This window comes from Chlamydia buteonis, assembly GCF_900634605.1.
GTDB classification, from domain to species: domain Bacteria; phylum Chlamydiota; class Chlamydiia; order Chlamydiales; family Chlamydiaceae; genus Chlamydia; species Chlamydia buteonis.
The window spans coordinates 117,036-133,375 of sequence record NZ_CAAAFM010000002.1 but is presented as its reverse complement, the minus strand read 5'-3'; the positions used below and the strand labels follow the sequence as shown (position 1 = coordinate 133,375).

Below are 16,340 nucleotides of genomic sequence, written 5' to 3'. Positions count from 1 at the left end.
ATAGCAGTCTTCTTAGCAGTAGCTTTTTTAGCTACAGTCTTGCGAGCAGTAGTCTTTTTAGCAGCTGTCTTACGAACTGCCTTTCTAACCGCAGGCTTTCTAGTAGCAGTCTTCTTAGCAGTAGCCTTTCTAGCAGGTTTACGAACAGCTTTAGTAGCTGTTTTCTTGCTGCTACGTTTCTTTTGTACTCCTAACATTTTCATTTCCCCTAATTAGACAGGTAATTACTTACCTCATTTATCGGCAGGAAATTGAAAAAACTTTAATAAAACGTGCATTTATTTTAAAAATTAAAAACAAATACACGTTATTAAATTATAAGAAGTTTAAAAACAGTTACTTAGATAAGAACTTTTCTATGTAATAAATAAGACAACGAACACCAAAACCAGAAGCATATTTCGGATAAGCATCCTCATCTTTTTCACGATATGCAGTACCTGCGATGTCTAAATGAGCCCACGCCACCGGTTGATCTTCAAGAAAACGTTTTAAGAAAAGTGCCGCTGTAATAGCCCCAGCACGGTTACTGCCAATATTTTTCATATCAGCAATATCGGAATGCAAAGCTTTGTCATATTTTTCAACAAGAGGCAAGCGCCATAAAGATTCGCTAGTTTCAGCAGAAGCTTCAAAAAGATCTTGAGCTAATACATCATTATTTGAGAAGAAACCAGCAACATCCTCGCCTAAAGAAACGACCATAGCACCTGTTAGGGTAGCAAAATCAATAATTCTCGTAGGCTTGCAGTATTTTAAAGCATAAGTGATTGCGTCAGCAAGTATTAGACGACCCTCAGCATCCGTGCTACCAATCTCTACTGATAGTCCTGACATCCCAACGTAAACATCCCCCATCTTATAAGAGGCAGCATCTATAGCATTCTCTGTAGCAGGAATAAGAGCGGTAACATTTACAGGAAGCTCAAGAGCAGCGACCCCTGAAAGAATACCTAATACTGTAGCGGCTCCTGCCATGTCTTCCTTCATAGTCAACATTGCTTTGCCGGGTTTAAGGTCTAAGCCCCCGGAATCAAAAGTTACACCTTTGCCTATAAGTACAGTATGATCTTTCGATTTTGGTTTACCTTGATAGCTTAAAACAATAAAACAAGGGTCTACAGCTGAGCCCTTAGCAACAGCCGCCAACAAACCCATCTTCTCTTTAAGAATAGCATCCTTATTCAAAACCTTAGCGTCAACGCTAGGGAATTCCTTAGCTAATCCTTTAGCAATATTTGCTAATTTTTCAGGAGTTACCTCATCTGCATTCCCATTCACAAGATCTCGTGTCAGATAGACACCTTCAAAGATACTTTCTTCTTTTCTAAAGATTCTATCAGCAACCTTAGGTACAATTCCCAATACAGTAACTTTAGTTAATAAGGGATCTGTGCTTTTCGTTGCCTTAGCATACTTAGGGTAATTATAGTTCAAAGATAGGATTCCTGAAGTCAGATTGGTTAAGAAATCCTCCACAGGAATACGCAACTCGGAAATTGTAGGAAGTACGACATTCACTGTTGTACATTTTGCCTTACGTAATGTGCGCGTTGCTTTAGCATAAACCTCTAAAACATCCTGAGAAGTTAACTCCTCATTCTTCCCTAATCCTAAAATTAAAAGACGCTTTTCCTTCCCTTGTCCAGAATTATAGATAAACTCGACTTCCCCTCTTTCTCCAGAGAAGTTATCCAAGGCAACTCGATAAAGTGATTCATATTCCTTTGCGATGGAAGCTGCGCATTGAGGCTTATCTTTAAACTTCCAAAAAGGAAGAACAATCGCATCAGCCTTAACTCGTTTACTACAAGATGCTTGAGAGTGAAATAGAACCACAATTACCTCTTTATAAAAATCGTTATTTCATTAGCCACTAAAAAGGCACATCTTCAGATACATATTGCTGACCTTGACCATAACCAGCATACATATCTTTATCTGCTATAGCTTCAGCATCCAAACTCTCTCCCTCAAATCCTACAGACACATTGTCATAAGACACATGAGACAGATTATCCTCTGCCGCTGGAGAGCGAGTTTCGCTTCTACTAAAAGGACTAAACTTAATTGTATCGACACTAATTACCAAAGAAGATTGAGGGGTGCCATCCTTACTCATGTAGCTTTCTACAGAAATATCCCCAGCAATAATTACTCCTGATCCTTTTTTCAAATAAGGGAGCATTTTATCGTAACGATTATGCCAAACGTTACATTTGCACCACACGGTTTCATCTTTGGTTCCTACGCGAGATTTCACACCTAGACGCAACACAACTACACGTTTACCTTTTGAAGTCATTCTTTCTTCAGGATCTGCTCCTAAGTAACCGACAAAATAACCAAACATCATACAATCACCTATTGAATTTTCTTAGAGCTAACGCTCCCTTGCTTATAGCGAGCAGAGGTTATGTTGCTATGTAAATACTGTGAAAATCAGACTAGCCTAAGAGGTTTAAATCTAAAGACTTTTAAGATTAGAACCCCAATAAAGCTTCTGTAAAATACCTCAAGGATATAGATAAAGACGTTCACACATAACACAAAATTGAAAAAATCTCGCCACTTGTAATTTTGTCAATAAATTCAAACTTCCCTCTGGAATTTATTCAAGAGGCACTATGTATTTTTAACATGGGCTACTACAAAGTGCCGCTTTAATATCTAGTTGGGTATAGCCTATAACCCAAACCTCAATATCAGCTTGGTCAGCTTGTCTTAGAAGCTAATATCACGAGACAATGTGTTATACATCTGCAAAATAATATCGTCAATATGAGTCATTGGAAAACTAAAAAAAGAATGGCGAAGAGAATTTTCCCAGCACACAGAAACTATTATCTATGATGTAAAATCGTAGAATTATTCAATTAAAAGGGAGGAGCTAGCAATGACTTCAAAACTTTTTATTTATAAAAAGCTGTCCAACTTCGCTAAGAGCAAGGAGCGTCTTTGCCATATAGAAAAAACGCGTGACGCACCCTGGATTAAGTTACGCTTTACGCACGAATTCCTGTAGGAGGAGGCTGCATTCCGCCACCGGCTTGGGGCATTTGAGGCATAGTATCTACGGAAGGTTCCCTACCTGCACAAATATCAGCACAAACAGTCCGCCACTTCACAACAGTTTCAATAAACAACTGGGCGAACGCTTTTAAAAGGTTTGTTTCAGCATATTTCATATCTAAAACGCAATGCATCAAAATGAGCTGTTCCTTAGTAGCAACTCCAACGCCACCACCAGCCATTTGTCCGCCGAGCATAGATCCCTCTAAAAGCTTTTCATATAAAGCTAGCTTTCTTTGGGTATTATCTGGCAAACCGTCTAACAAGGGAGCGTACACATACAAACGATCAGAATGTTCTTCGTAAGTGAGGTGAAGAGAAAATTCGCCGTCAACAAACAAAATGCACGTATTATTCTGATCAAAAGCCACGTCTGGTAGCTTTAGTTCTTTAGCAAAATTTTTTAGATTTTCCTCAGCATTTTGCCTAGACATGAGGGAATCTCCTTGTGATAATTATTACTTCTTTAAGTTAACATATTGTAGATTTGTTAGTAAACGATTTCAAAGACTTGAAATCAAAAACTTTCTTGTGTTTCTCAACCCATTATGCTATCGGGTTGGCAATGGGCAAAATTAGTTTTTATCCAGGCTCTCCACTACCTCTGGGAGCAACTCAGCTTTCTTCTGACTGTTATCGTTTTGCGTTATTTTCTTCACGAGCCACTCAAGTTGTACTTGTTCTTGCTGATAAAAACTTACATACGCAAGAAATTGTTTTGTCTAGCAAAGACAACCGTACAGGAGCCATCTGGCACATAGAAGTGGAAGGAATTTCAGATCTATGGTCTTATGCTTTTCGTGTAGATGGCCCTGCAAGCTCTTTAGGCAGATTTGATTTTAAAAAATATCTTGCTGATCCTTATGCAAAAAACCTTCATTCTCCACAAACTTTTGGCTCTATAAAAACTCCTGAAGACTATGCCTTTAGTTATTTAAAAAATGAAGAGTTTTCTTGGGAAGGAGATCGTTGTCTCAATTTACCTAAAGAAGAATCAATCATTTATGAAATGCATGTTCGCTCATTTACTTGGAATAATTCTTCCAAATCACGTTATCCGGGGACTTTCCTAGGGATTGTTGAGAAAATAGATTACCTAAAAAAGCTAGGAATTAATGCTATTGAGCTGCTCCCTATTTTTGAATTTGATGAAACATATCATCCTTTTCGCAATGTAAACTTTCCCCACCTTTGCAACTACTGGGGTTATTCTTCTGTCAATTTTTTTTCTCCTTGTCGACGCTATGCCTATGGGTCTGATCCATGTGCACCTATCCGAGAATTCAAAACTCTAGTCAAAGCATTGCATCAAGCAGGTATTGAAGTGATTCTTGATGTTGTTTTCAATCATACGGGATTAGAAAACACAACTTGTCCTCTACAGTGGATAGATCTTCCTTCTTATTACATAGTGAATTCCCAAGGAGAGTTTGCTAATTATTCAGGGTGTGGCAATACGGTAAATACGAATCACACCCCCACCACGCAATTGATTTTGGATTCCTTACGTTATTGGGTTCAAGAAATGCACGTAGATGGATTTCGTTTTGACCTTGCCTCTATATTCTCACGTGATCCTTCGGGGAAACCTCTTCCATTTTCCCCTGTTTTACAGGCTATTAGCTATGATCCTATCCTTGCTGAAACGAAAATTATTGCCGAACCTTGGGATGCTGCTGGCCTCTATCAATTAGGTTATTTCCCCACTCTAAATTCACGTTGGAGCGAATGGAATGGCCAATACCGAGACACAGTAAAAGCTTTTCTAAATGGAAATGACCAGCTGATTGGTACTTTTGCTTCAAGGATTTCTGGATCTCAAGATCTCTATCCTTATGGGTCTCCCTGTAATTCCATTAACTATATTTGTAGCCACGATGGCTTCACTTTGTATGACACAGTTTCCTATAATAACAAACATAACGAAGAAAATCAGGAAGGCAATTGCGACGGAAGTGATGCAAATTACAGTTATAATTTTGGAGAAGAAGGAGAAACACAAAATCCACAAATCATAGAATTACGGCAACGTCAAATGCGTAATTTCTTACTAACCCTATTCCTTTCTCAAGGAATACCCATGTTACAATCTGGAGATGAATACGGCCACACAGCAAAGGGAAATAATAATCGCTGGTCATTAGATACTGATGCCAACCATTTTCTTTGGAATGAACTATCTAAAAATTCGTCTCTTGTAGACTTTGTCTGTAATGCAATTCGCTTTAGAAAAAAGCACAAAGAAATCTTCAACCAAGGATTTCTTACTCAAGACAATATCACTTGGCTTGATGCTACTGGCAATCCCATACAATGGAGCCCCGGTAATTTTTTAGCTTATGAACTCAAACATGCTCACTACAGCTTATTTACTGCGTTCCATATAGGAGAAGGGCAGATAGAAGTTCATCTACCAAACTTAAGAGAGAATTTTATTTCTTATCAAAAAATAGTAGACAGCTCTTCAGGCTTTGTTTCTCAGCACTTATCAGAAAAAATAACTTTAGACTCTTACATGATGCTAGTTGCTATAAGCTATGCCAATAACAAGCATTAGCTAATTTCATTGGCTTCATCATTCCAGGATTCTATAACTACAAAATCAGCATCTTTATAGAATTTTTCAAGGATTTGACGTGCGTTATAGCCTTCTACAGCAAGACGATCTACATTAGCTTTGAGCAAGCCATCAGCATCAATAATTAACCCCTCAGGATTATCAACAATCAAGCGTGACGTCCAATCTACAGCATCCTCAACACCATAAAATTGTTTTGTAGCTCCATAACCACAATAATTATCTTCAGCTCCTGTAACATGCCAGAAATCCTGAGGATTTTTAGCGAGAAGCCTTTCATATAAAGCTGTTCTTTCTAAAATCACGCATGCGGACAAAGCTTCTTTATCTAATTCCTTGAGATATTTTGTAGAAAGAATGGATTTAAGATACTCTTCAACAGTAAGCTCATTAGTTACAAGAATACAATGCTTATCTGTCTTATGGATATATAGAGCCCCTTTATACTGTAGTCCGTTAACAAATAATGAGGCCGAATCATCAGTAGGTTCTATTTTCAAACATTGCACTCCAGGGAAGCTTTCTCCCCAGCGCACTCCTTCATAAAGTGCGTGAGCTGCGCAACGCAAACCATGCGGCGAGTGTTGTAACAATGCATTATCACCATAAAGACGATAAGGACCTTTGGCTTCTATCAAGGCTGTTGTACTTTCATTCAGAAGAAGAACCCGAATTTTAGGTTCAGAAACAATAGGTTGAACCATAAAAGTATCAGAAACCTTAACTTCTGTGTACCCGGCTACACCCATACTGAAGGAAAGTCCTAAAAGGATGCACTTCAATATCTTCACTTTTCTTCTCCTAAACTCTGTAAATTATCTGAACACCTTTTCAAATGATTATAGGCAAGTTGGGTAACCATTCTCCCTCGAGATGTTTTCTTTAATAAACCTTTTAAAATTAAGAAAGGCTCATATACATCTTCTAAGGTTCTGACGTCTTCTCCTACGGCCACTGACAAAGTTTTAATTCCTACAGGACCACCCTGATAATAATCCATTATTGTGGTGAGGAGTTTAATATCAATCTCATTTAATCCCCACTCATCTATTAATAGCATAGCTAAAGCTTTTTCGGCTACGTCACTATTGATGCAATTCCCCTCTCGCATCTGTGCAAAATCACGCACCCAACGCAAAAGGTTATTCGCTAACCTAGGAGTTCCTCTAGATCTTCGCGCAATTTCGTGTAGAGCAGAAACATCTGCATCAATCCCTAATAAATTTGAAGATCGTCGAAGGATTGTCGCTAAATCTTTGTCGGAATAATATGATACCCTGCCAGTAAAAGAAAAACGTGCGCGGAGAGGTTCGCTTAACATTCCAGAGCGGGTTGTAGCTCCAACCAAACTAAAAGGAGCGAGATCTACAGAAACAGACCGTGCACCGGGACCTGAATCAATGGTGATGTCAATCTTATAGTCTTCCATTGCAGAATATAAATACTCTTCAGCAACCTTTCCCATACGATGGATTTCATCAATAAAGAAAACGTCCCCTTCTTGTAAACTTGTTAACAATCCTAATAAATCAGAGGGTTTAACTAGTTGCGGTCCTGAAGCAACAATCAGCCCTTTTCCTACTGTGTTTGCAACAATATGAGCGAGCGAGGTTTTCCCCAATCCCGGAGGACCAAAAAAAAGACAATGCCCAGGAACTTCCCCTCGTTGTATCGCAGCATTAAGAAACAACTCCAATCGTTCTGTAAGCTGAGCTTGACCGCAAAACTCTTTTAAACCCTTAGGTCTTAAAGAAACATCGAACTTTTTATCTTGATGTAAGACAGATACTTGATGTGTCATATATTACCGCATTTCCTTTAGTCTCACAAAGGATAGGAATTTCTGTCTTCTAAGAAATTTGCACCAATCCTATTAGTGTGATTTCTTTGAAGACAGCTCGAAGTGAAGCATAGCTTATTTCGAATTTTCACCACGCATTTGATCATCACAAGCAACGTCCTTATACTCATGCGCATTCTATAGAGTCAACACAACTCATTTAGGAAAAAACTCAAAACAATAGCTTACAAAATTTTGAACACAACTAATTAAAGTCAACGCTCTCGAAAACCAAGAAACTTATGCAAAGTACTATAATCTTTATCAGCAATAAAACAAATCTTAAGAAAAATAAGATTTGCCTTTTTCCTATGGTATTATCTAACATCCCTTAGAGTCATACCAAACGCAGTGTCTTGCTTCTTTAGAGAGACTGGGTATGTTGTTTCAAAAGTTAAAAGACCTTTGAATTTTTTAGGTATTTGCATATACCGACAAAAGATATATTCTATTATCGTACTTAAAGAACTGTATTTCCTGCATGGCAGGAGGGAATAGCTCTATAAAGTCAAAATACTACGAAAACGTTCTATAGAATCTAAATATTAAGGTTTCTAAATGAGCATTAAAGAAGATAAATGGATTCGCAAAATGGCATTGGCTCATGGAATGATCGAGCCTTTTGCTGATGGTCAAGTAAATCTCAACCCAGAGACTGGAGAAAAGTTAATCAGCTATGGTTTGTCTAGCTATGGTTATGATCTTCGTTTGTCCCGAGAATTTAAGGTTTTCACTAACGTTTACAATTCTTTAGTTGACCCCAAACGTTTTACAGAAGACACATTTATTTCGATTACTGATGACGTTTGTATCATTCCTCCGAATTCATTCGCTCTTGCTCATAGTGTAGAGTATTTTCGTATTCCAAGAAATGTCTTAACAATGTGTATAGGAAAATCTACATATGCACGTTGCGGACTTATTGTGAATGTAACTCCTTTTGAACCTGAATGGGAAGGTTACGTTACCATAGAAATTTCTAATACAACCCCCTTACCGGCAAAAATTTATGCCAACGAGGGAATTGCTCAGGTATTGTTCTTTGAAGCAGATGAGATGTGTGAAGTGTCTTACGCTGAGAGAAAAGGTAAATATCAAAAACAGCAGGGAATTACAGTTCCTTTTGTTTAAAGTTTTACTATGCAAAAAGTTCACTGGCAGAAATGCCTTGAAGAAATTGTGGTTAACTCTTGGTGGTTAGTCCTCTGCGTGCTTATTAGTGGGTTTATGTATGATCGTGCTATTCATGAGTTAAAACAAGAAGAGAACCGCTTACAAAAGCGTGTATCGGAACTTCAAGAAAAAATTCTTTGTGCTGAAGAAGAACAAAAAGAGCTTCGACTGCATATTCAACACTGGGATAATCCTGTAGTGATTGAATCTGCTTTGATTCGTAGACTAGGCTTGATTCCTAAGGGTTATACTAAAATATGTTTTTCTCCGATTATAGAATCGAAGAGTACAGATTGAGAAGCGGGCATGATTCCTACTACATTGATTCTTTTAATCTTATTTTTCACTCTATGTTCTGGATTCATTTCACTATCACAGATTGCACTTTTTTCTCTTCCTACTTCTTTAATTTCTCACTACAAGCGCTCTAGATATAAAAACCAACAGTTAGTAGCTTCGCTACTCTCTCATCCTCATCATTTATTAATCACTCTGATTTTTCTTGATATTGGTTTAAATATTGGGATTCAAAACTGCGTTGCTATACTTGTTGGAGATCAAGCATCTTGGTTACTTATTGTAGGTTTCCCCCTAGCGCTAACTTTAGTTCTTTGTGAGATTTTACCCAAAGCTGTAGCTCTACCTTATAACACACAAATAGCCTCTTTTGTAGCTCCTTTGATTTTAGTATTTACTAAAGTTCTTCGACCGTTACTTTATTGGGCGATTAGCGGAATTAATTATATTGTACAATGGATTCTTTCGTCTCAGAAAATGGATATTATCCAACCTCAAGAGTTGAAAGAAGTTTTACAAAGTTGTAAGGACTTCGGTGTCGTCAACCAAGATGAAAGCCGTCTATTATATGGTTATTTATCTCTTAGTGATTGTAGTGTAAAAGAGCGCATGAAACCCCGACAAGATGTTTTATTCTATGACATTCAAACGCCTCTGGATAATCTCTATGATCTATTTTCTGAACAGCATTGCTCACGAGTTCCTGTATGTAATGATAATTTGCAAAACTTATTAGGCATCTGTACAGCAAAAGCTTTGCTACTCCACGGCAAGCCTTTGCAGTCCTCAGAAGACCTTTTACCCTTATTGAAAAAGCCTTACTATATGCCTGAAACAATATCAGCAAAAACAGCCTTGTGTCATCTTGCTGCTGAAGGTGAAACTCTTGGTATGATTATTGATGAATATGGTTCTATTGAAGGATTGATTACTCAAGAAGACTTGTTTGAAATTGTTTCAGGAGAAATCATAGATCAACGAAGTGAAAAAGTTCTTTATACAATGTCTGGGAAAGATGTTATTATTGCTGCAGGGACTTTAGAGTTAAGTGACCTTAGTGAGATTTTTAATATTAATCTTCCCACTCATAACAATAGTGCGACTTTAGGAGGATGGTTAACTGAGCAGATGGAATCTATTCCAATCACAGGAACAAAGCTCACTTGGAATAATCTTATGTTTCAAGTTTTGGATGCTGCGCCGAATCGTATACGCCGAGTCTATATAAGGAAAATGCATGACTGACTCTCCTTTCTTTTGGCTTGGAATTAATTTTCTATGCATTGTCCTTCAGGGATTTTATTCCATGATGGAAATGGCTTGCGTTTCTTTTAATCGCGTACGCTTGCAATATTATTTAACCAAAGACCATAAGAAAGCTCGTTATATTAATTTTCTTATTCGCCGTCCTTATCGCCTGTTCGGAACGGTAATGCTCGGTGTGAATATAGCGCTTCAAGTAGGCTCTGAATCATCTCGGAACTGTTATAAAGCTTTAGGTTTTTCCCCTGATTATGCTCCATTTACTCAGATTTTCCTTGTAGTCATTTTTGCCGAACTTCTTCCATTAACGATATCACGTAAAGTTCCTGAGAGATTAGCACTTTGGGGTGCCCCCATCTTATATTACTCCCACTATTTATTTTATCCCTTAATTCAGTTTATAGGTAGTCTCACGGAAGGAGTGTATTACCTTTTAAAAATAAAGAAAGAAAAACTTAACTCCACGTTAAGTCGTGATGAATTTCAAAAAGCCTTAGAAACACATCATGAAGAACAAGACTTTAATGTGATTGCGACAAATATTTTCTCTTTAAGTGCAACATCCGCAGAGCAAGTATGTCTTCCTTTAGACCAGGTTACAATGTTGCCTTCTACAGCAAACGTGAAAGATTTACGTCGCAAGATTAAAAACACTGATATGGAATTTATCCCTGTCTATCACAAGGTACGTAAAAATGTGATAGGAATAGCGCTTCCCAAAGATTTTGTAAACAAACGCCCTGATGATGCTTTAATTCACAACCTCCATTCACCATGGTTCATTACAGCGAAATCTAAATTAATACGTATCTTAAAAGAGTTTAGAGATAATCGTTCTAGTGTTGCTGTTGTTTTGAATTCCTCTGGAGAACCTATGGGAATTCTTAGTTTAAGTGCGATTTTTAACATCCTATTTAACACGACCAACATTGCTCAACTAAAACCTAAAACCGTCTCTGTAATAGAAAGAACATTCCCTGGAAATACGCCCCTAGAAGACCTACAAAAAGAGTTAGGTATTGAACTTACACGTTATGGAGTAGAAACCCTAGCACAATTAGTGTTACAATTGCTAGATACCCCTGCTGAAATTGGAACATCCGTAATTACTGATAACCTTCTTTTAGAAGTTAAAGAAGTTTCATTATATGGCATTAAAAGCGTTTCTATTAAGAATCTGCTCTCGTAGGCTTTACCAAGCACCTTTTAATCGAGTAACTACCTTCACAATCTTCTCTATAGCCAAATCAAGATCTGCCTGAGCTAACAAATGAGAGAAGGAAAACCTTAACGTGGCTACAGCAATATCCTGTTCCGTGTTCATAGCAGCTAATGATTTAAAAGCTGTAGTAGCTCCAGAAGAACATGCTGAACCATAGCCACAGGCTATACCTTCCATATCTAAAGCTATTTGCATTACCTCACCCTCTAAGGGGGGGAAGGCTATAGCGGAAATATTATTCACCCGAGGTTGATTCTCACAATGAATTTTAATCTCAGGAATACGTTCTTTCAGACGTTGTTCAAAGTAATTACGATAAATTACAATTCTTTCGGCTATTTCTTCCTGCTTTTTATCTAACATGGTAAAAATATAAAACAACGAAGCTATACCCCAGAGATTCTCTGTTCCTGAACGCACTCCCCCTTGCTGACCACCGCCCCAAATTAAAGGAGAAACCTTCACCCCTGCAGAGATAAGAAGAGCGCCTATTCCTGAGAGAGCATGAAACTTATGCCCACTGAAGGCAACCATCGTCACGCCTTTAGGAATACTAACCCTCTCTCTACCTATAATAGCTGTAGCATCTACAATAAATTGTAAATTACGTTCGTTAGCGATATGTGCAATTGCCTCTATATTTATTTTTGCACCAATTTCGCTATTTACCCACCCCAAAACAATAGCTGACGTGGCTGGGCTAATAGCGGCTTCTATTTGCTGAGGACTAACTATGCAACTTCCTTGTTCAGGATCTAAATATGAAACGGAAAGATTAGCATTTTTTAAAGGCTCGATAATAGCCGGATGTTCACCACTACAGGTAATGACATGACTTCCTTTAGGAAGGCTAGCAATAGCAAGATTCAGACTTTCTGTGGCACTTGCCGTGTAAATTATCTTTCCAGGAAAAGACAAAACTCTCTGAATTAAACCTGTAGTATCGTGAATTAGTTTTCGAGATTTCTTTCCGGCACTATGGACGCTTGAGGGATTCGCATAAATGCCCTGACAAAACAGTTGCTGTAGAAAATCTAAAAGCCCCGGCTCTAAAGAAGCCATAGCGTTATTATCCAGATAAATCATTAAAAAGTTCCTTAAAACGGATACTATTGTATTCGGACTAACACTATGGTAACGTTATCGGATCCCCCACGACTATTTGCTAGAGAAATCAAAATGTTCCCACCCTCTTCTAAAGTCGTAGTTTGAAGTAAAATATCCCGCATATCTGCATCGGAAACCATATTTGTCAAACCGTCAGAGCAAAAGACAAACAAATCTTCTTTCTCATAAGAAATATCCCGAATATCAGGGGTAACATAGGGACGACTTCCCAAAACATTAGTCAGAATATGACGATAAGGATACACCTTATCTGATTGTTTAGAAAGTCCATAACGATTTTTTAACTGATTTGCTAGGGAATGATCTTCTGTTAAACAAGCAAGCTCATCACCCCTCAAGCGATAAATCCGGCTATCTCCAACATGGAGTAACCAAGCTTTTTCTCGAAAAAACTGCATAAAACTTAGTGTCGTTCCCATGCCGCGAAGCCGCTTTTCCATAAGACTATGCTCATAAATCGTACCATTCACTTTGGAAAGGATGAGCTTTAGCGCCTCGCGATATTGATCATCCTTAAACTCAGCTAAGTAGGGTTGTCGAGCATCTATCAACTCCATGAGACTGAAAATCGCTTCATGAGAAGCTACATCTCCTCCAGAACATCCTCCCATACCATCTGCAATAGCAACAGCTCTCGAAGAAAGATTTACCTGCCAAAAATCCTCATTTCGCGAACGAACCATCCCTATGTCGCTAAGACCAAAATAATCAAAATCTACAGTATTTTGCATGAAAACTATAAGTCACTAAACACGAGTATAAATTAGAGATCTTCTGATACTTGATTAGGTCAATCAATAGAAAATTATAACTAAGTATTCTTCTTGGGATATACCAAAACAATAATATTTAGAAAATTTTTTATATTTAATTTTCTACTTTTTTAGATACGAGATAATACTAATAAGCTAAAATAGAGAGCGTTGAGCCGCAGTGAATCCCCCCAGTGAGTTAGTTAATTCTGATCGGTAACCTTCAAAATATAACCTAATGAAGTAAAATAATTTACACGATTTGGCATACCAAATGTTCATACACCCATCACCCCTGCAATTGTTAAAGCCACTTAGCCCTTCCCTAAATACACCGAAACCCTACTCTGATTTATTAAAAATCCACGAGCAAAGCATTGTAGCGTGCATTCTCAGCCTTTCGTCTGTTATCATTTTATCAAGTATTATCTTTGCAATAGCCTATCCTTCAGCAGTATTTATTATAGTTTTATCCCTAGCTTTTAGCTTAGTGATTCTATGCTGTCTTTTGGATTTCATAAATACGAAAACCTCTTCCATCCCATCGTTACAGCAGAGCTCTTTTAACTCCTGTGACCTGCTTACGAAAAAATACCAATGTCAACCAAAAGTCCGGTCAGTTGTTAAAGCACCTACTGTACTCCCTCAATACAATGACTTGTTAGATACTTTATGGACAGAAGCTCGGTGGCGTGATCTACCTCACCAGATACGTCCCCTACCCGATAGCATACAGCAAGCTGTTTGGCGGCTAAATGGCAATCCTGAAATCATTTTAATCTCTACAGTGGGAGATGTTACACTACCAAGAACAACCTCCGAGTGCACATTAATGATGGTAAATCCTACAAATGCTGAAATGACTAGAGAGGACATATTTTGGGGACGTTATACCTTCTATAAAACTGTAAGTACTGATTGCTGGAACCGAGCAAAACAGACTTCCACAAAGCATTCCTATTTAGCTCCAGGGACCTGCTCTAAAAAATGTCTCTGGGAAACTATTGATGAGTCTAGAAATCCTCCACATACAGGTTTACCCTTTTGGTTTTCCCACGTCTACAATCCTCTATCTCCTGAATGCTATACTCCCTTATCATCATTTGAAATATGTAAAGAAACCTATATAAAATGCTTTGAAGAAGCTATTTCAGGGGAAATCCCAGCCACCATGGTTCAAATCCCCCTACTATTCTCGGAGTCGATCCGAAGAGACCAATATGATGATGACCTTCCTTTTGATAATCCATATCTAAAAGCAGCAAAAGCTGCTCTCGTGGTGGCCCTCCAAGAATTTTCTGACAGAAATCCTAACAGTTCCTTAACAGTAGTAGTAGTCAGGGAGCGAGGTATGCCTGTAGAACACTCTTATCAACAAACTGGAAATTAATGAAATTATATACTTATAAATAAAATACTTAAAAACACGTTTTATATTAAAATATATAATTAATGGTTTTATTTTTTTAGGTTAGCATGTCACTATCTCCTGCATCTTCAGAGACCTCATTAAATACTATTGGGGTAGATCAACAACCACTCATAACTCCCCAATCATATGATGGGAGATCAAAAAAGGTACGAGCCCTTTCCCTCATTGTGGTTGCCGTTGGAACACTTGTAGCTGCTGCGGGTACATCAGCTGCGGTAGTTACCGGGATAGGAGCTTTATGGGCTATACCTGTAGCTGCGTTGGTTCTTTCTGTAATTTTAATCCTAGCTATTCAAAGGTCACGAACTAAGTTTTCCCTCATCCCATTTGGAGAATCGAGCAAGGGCCCAGTTTTAGGGTTTGCTAATACAGAGCCTGATTTCGCTCAAGGATTAGGAGCGGAGCTTCTTAGACAAGAGTAAAACATAAATTTCCTGTTCTAAAATTAGAAATACTAATGAACCCGGACTCATTTCTGGGTTCTTTTTTTATCATAACGCCTTTACAGATAGAATCTCGAATAAGATCAAATTTCTGGTATTTTTGCTTAAAAAAACTCTCCAATCACCTTATCACTTATAAAAAAAATAATAAGCTGTTCTTATTGAGAGACTTGGAATTATATTTTTGCTAATATAGCTCGGAAAAACGTTATTTGAGGTGAAAACTATGACAACATCTATGCCTGTATCGATAGAAAATAAGCAACCTCCATACTCTGTCTCAACTTCAAACACACAGACTCCAGAACCTCTTCGAAAGATAGATAAACTAATAGTCCTCTCGATTATCACAATAGTAGCTACTACGTTATGCACTGCTGCTGGTATAATTAGTGCTATTGTAACTGGAATGAGTAGTCTTTTCGTACTACCTGTAGTGGCAATACTACTTGCTATAGCTGTGTTAATTGCAATTCATAAGCGCCGTTCTAGTAAAGAACTCTCTATGCAACAGCAACCTCAGAATTTAATCAAAATGGAACCAATTCAGTCTCAAACAACTAGCAATACTGAAGAGAGCCAAGCATTTCAACCATCTTGCAGCACATATAAAGAGAGTGAGTCTAATTACACTCAAGAACACTCAACATCAACACAAAATAGCAACTCAGACAGCTAATTCGCTCTCTAAAAAGACTGAAATCATTTAGTTGTTTGCGAAACATCTCATGTCCGCAAAATTGCGGGCATGTTGATTATCTCTTCTTCATCACATCCCCTAGATATCTTAGCTAGCAGTCTTAGTTTTCTTGTACGCAAGTGTATTAAATAGACTTTGCATAAAACCTTGCTTAATATTATGAATCGATAGAAAAAGACATTGTAAGGATAAGTATAGTAATGAAATGGTTTCTTTCTATTCTTGTATTCTCATCCCCTGCGTTATTAATTCCTGGGTGTACGTTAATCCCTAAAGAATGGGACTGTCCCTGTGAATACCACAATCCAGATTCTTGTTCTTTATCAAAATAACAAAAATCCAGGGCATATTGATCTCGAGTTTCCTATGATTATGAGTCGGGACTTGTTTTTATTTTTTTCTTTGTTATAACTTAACAGAGGTAATAAGTTGGCAGCCCC

17 protein-coding genes (1 of these 17 only partly in view) are annotated in these 16,340 nt (G+C 37.9%); 9 read left to right on the top strand and 8 right to left on the bottom strand.

Annotated elements, in window-relative coordinates; all coding sequences use genetic code 11:
- From hctB to E1N70_RS04040, 4 genes are all read right to left on the bottom strand, one after another.
- Window positions 1-197: the 5' end (the start) of a histone H1-like DNA-binding protein Hc2 gene (gene hctB / locus E1N70_RS04060; protein ID WP_131744268.1), read on the bottom strand. Its footprint begins 457 nt before the window's first position; 197 of the gene's 654 nt are visible here — the first part of the coding sequence; it begins with the start codon at window positions 195-197; the stop codon falls past the left edge of the window.
- 139 nt (window positions 198-336) lie between these two features.
- Window positions 337-1,839, bottom strand: coding sequence for a leucyl aminopeptidase (locus E1N70_RS04055; protein ID WP_131744267.1), 1,503 nt, complete (start codon window positions 1,837-1,839; stop codon window positions 337-339).
- Window positions 1,840-1,876: 37 nt separating this feature from the next.
- Complete coding sequence (locus E1N70_RS04050) at window positions 1,877-2,356, bottom strand: single-stranded DNA-binding protein (protein WP_131744266.1); 480 nt, start codon at window positions 2,354-2,356, stop codon at window positions 1,877-1,879.
- A gap of 649 nt (window positions 2,357-3,005) precedes the next feature.
- Entirely contained in the window at window positions 3,006-3,506 is a 501-nt protein-coding gene (locus tag E1N70_RS04040; protein ID WP_131744265.1) for a type III secretion chaperone Slc1, read from the bottom strand.
- A gap of 131 nt (window positions 3,507-3,637) precedes the next feature.
- Between E1N70_RS04040 and E1N70_RS04035 the strand changes: the two genes are divergently transcribed.
- The gene (locus E1N70_RS04035; protein WP_131744264.1) at window positions 3,638-5,629 is read left to right on the top strand and encodes a glycogen debranching protein; all 1,992 of its coding nucleotides are present in this window, start codon (window positions 3,638-3,640) and stop codon (window positions 5,627-5,629) included.
- Here E1N70_RS04035 and E1N70_RS04030 read toward each other — a convergent pair.
- Window positions 5,626-6,441: a SpoIID/LytB domain-containing protein gene (locus tag E1N70_RS04030; RefSeq protein ID WP_131744263.1), complete on the bottom strand. Its 816-nt coding sequence runs from the start codon at window positions 6,439-6,441 to the stop codon at window positions 5,626-5,628. The two genes, E1N70_RS04035 and E1N70_RS04030, sit on opposite strands and share 4 nt — an antisense overlap.
- On the bottom strand, window positions 6,438-7,451 hold the full coding sequence (gene ruvB, locus E1N70_RS04025) for a Holliday junction branch migration DNA helicase RuvB (RefSeq protein WP_131744262.1): 1,014 nt from the start codon (window positions 7,449-7,451) through the stop codon (window positions 6,438-6,440). Before ruvB ends, E1N70_RS04030 begins: the two co-directional genes overlap by 4 nt.
- A 597-nt stretch (window positions 7,452-8,048) precedes the next feature.
- Here ruvB and dcd point away from each other — a divergent pair.
- Genes dcd through E1N70_RS04000 form a run of 4 tightly spaced genes read left to right on the top strand, consistent with a single transcriptional unit; the run spans window position 8,049 to window position 11,412 of the window.
- Complete coding sequence (dcd, locus tag E1N70_RS04015) at window positions 8,049-8,621, top strand: dCTP deaminase (RefSeq protein WP_131744261.1); 573 nt, start codon at window positions 8,049-8,051, stop codon at window positions 8,619-8,621.
- 9 nt (window positions 8,622-8,630) lie between these two features.
- Window positions 8,631-8,960, top strand: a complete 330-nt coding sequence (locus tag E1N70_RS04010; protein WP_131744260.1) for a hypothetical protein — start codon at window positions 8,631-8,633, stop codon at window positions 8,958-8,960.
- Between the two features lie 9 nt (window positions 8,961-8,969).
- Window positions 8,970-10,205, top strand: coding sequence for a hemolysin family protein (locus tag E1N70_RS04005; protein ID WP_131744259.1), 1,236 nt, complete (start codon window positions 8,970-8,972; stop codon window positions 10,203-10,205).
- Window positions 10,198-11,412, top strand: coding sequence for a CNNM domain-containing protein (locus tag E1N70_RS04000; RefSeq protein WP_131744258.1), 1,215 nt, complete (start codon window positions 10,198-10,200; stop codon window positions 11,410-11,412). The genes E1N70_RS04005 and E1N70_RS04000 overlap by 8 nt, the downstream gene beginning before the upstream one ends.
- Window positions 11,413-11,415: 3 nt before the next feature.
- Here the strand turns inward: E1N70_RS04000 and E1N70_RS03995 are convergent, their stop codons facing one another.
- A complete protein-coding gene (locus tag E1N70_RS03995) occupies window positions 11,416-12,531 on the bottom strand; it encodes a cysteine desulfurase family protein (RefSeq protein WP_131744257.1) in 1,116 nt (371 codons plus the stop codon).
- A 23-nt stretch (window positions 12,532-12,554) separates the two neighbouring features.
- Window positions 12,555-13,304, bottom strand: coding sequence for a PP2C family protein-serine/threonine phosphatase (locus E1N70_RS03990; RefSeq protein WP_131744256.1), 750 nt, complete (start codon window positions 13,302-13,304; stop codon window positions 12,555-12,557).
- A 295-nt stretch (window positions 13,305-13,599) separates the two neighbouring features.
- Between E1N70_RS03990 and E1N70_RS03985 the strand changes: the two genes are divergently transcribed.
- From E1N70_RS03985 to E1N70_RS05245, 4 genes are all read left to right on the top strand, one after another.
- Complete coding sequence (locus E1N70_RS03985; RefSeq protein ID WP_131744255.1) at window positions 13,600-14,715, top strand: hypothetical protein; 1,116 nt, start codon at window positions 13,600-13,602, stop codon at window positions 14,713-14,715.
- An 86-nt stretch (window positions 14,716-14,801) separates the two neighbouring features.
- Window positions 14,802-15,179 (top strand): hypothetical protein, encoded by a 378-nt coding sequence (locus E1N70_RS03980; RefSeq protein WP_131744254.1) that lies wholly within the window; start codon window positions 14,802-14,804, stop codon window positions 15,177-15,179.
- Between the two features lie 247 nt (window positions 15,180-15,426).
- Window positions 15,427-15,879, top strand: a complete 453-nt coding sequence (locus E1N70_RS03975) for a hypothetical protein (RefSeq protein ID WP_244201107.1) — start codon at window positions 15,427-15,429, stop codon at window positions 15,877-15,879.
- A 221-nt stretch (window positions 15,880-16,100) separates the two neighbouring features.
- Window positions 16,101-16,232 carry a hypothetical protein gene (locus tag E1N70_RS05245; RefSeq protein WP_276330487.1) on the top strand — a complete coding sequence of 44 codons (132 nt, stop codon included), beginning with the start codon at window positions 16,101-16,103 and terminating at the stop codon, window positions 16,230-16,232.
- The last annotated feature ends 108 nt before the right edge of the window (window positions 16,233-16,340 follow it).

Excerpts from the sequence above, each read along its gene's own strand:
- E1N70_RS04050 (WP_131744266.1), bottom strand. The coding sequence starts at position 2,356 with ATGATGTTTGGTTATTTTGTCGGTTACTTAGGAGCAGATCCTGAAGAA.
- E1N70_RS04040 (WP_131744265.1), bottom strand. The coding sequence starts at position 3,506 with ATGTCTAGGCAAAATGCTGAGGAAAATCTAAAAAATTTTGCTAAAGAA.
- E1N70_RS04035 (WP_131744264.1), top strand. The coding sequence starts at position 3,638 with ATGGGCAAAATTAGTTTTTATCCAGGCTCTCCACTACCTCTGGGAGCA.
- ruvB (WP_131744262.1), bottom strand. The coding sequence starts at position 7,451 with ATGACACATCAAGTATCTGTCTTACATCAAGATAAAAAGTTCGATGTT.
- dcd (WP_131744261.1), top strand. The coding sequence starts at position 8,049 with ATGAGCATTAAAGAAGATAAATGGATTCGCAAAATGGCATTGGCTCAT.
- E1N70_RS04010 (WP_131744260.1), top strand. The coding sequence starts at position 8,631 with ATGCAAAAAGTTCACTGGCAGAAATGCCTTGAAGAAATTGTGGTTAAC.
- E1N70_RS04005 (WP_131744259.1), top strand. The coding sequence starts at position 8,970 with ATGATTCCTACTACATTGATTCTTTTAATCTTATTTTTCACTCTATGT.
- E1N70_RS04000 (WP_131744258.1), top strand. The coding sequence starts at position 10,198 with ATGACTGACTCTCCTTTCTTTTGGCTTGGAATTAATTTTCTATGCATT.
- E1N70_RS03995 (WP_131744257.1), bottom strand. The coding sequence starts at position 12,531 with ATGATTTATCTGGATAATAACGCTATGGCTTCTTTAGAGCCGGGGCTT.
- E1N70_RS03990 (WP_131744256.1), bottom strand. The coding sequence starts at position 13,304 with ATGCAAAATACTGTAGATTTTGATTATTTTGGTCTTAGCGACATAGGG.
- E1N70_RS03985 (WP_131744255.1), top strand. The coding sequence starts at position 13,600 with ATGTTCATACACCCATCACCCCTGCAATTGTTAAAGCCACTTAGCCCT.
- E1N70_RS03980 (WP_131744254.1), top strand. The coding sequence starts at position 14,802 with ATGTCACTATCTCCTGCATCTTCAGAGACCTCATTAAATACTATTGGG.
- E1N70_RS03975 (WP_244201107.1), top strand. The coding sequence starts at position 15,427 with ATGACAACATCTATGCCTGTATCGATAGAAAATAAGCAACCTCCATAC.
- E1N70_RS05245 (WP_276330487.1), top strand. The coding sequence starts at position 16,101 with ATGAAATGGTTTCTTTCTATTCTTGTATTCTCATCCCCTGCGTTATTA.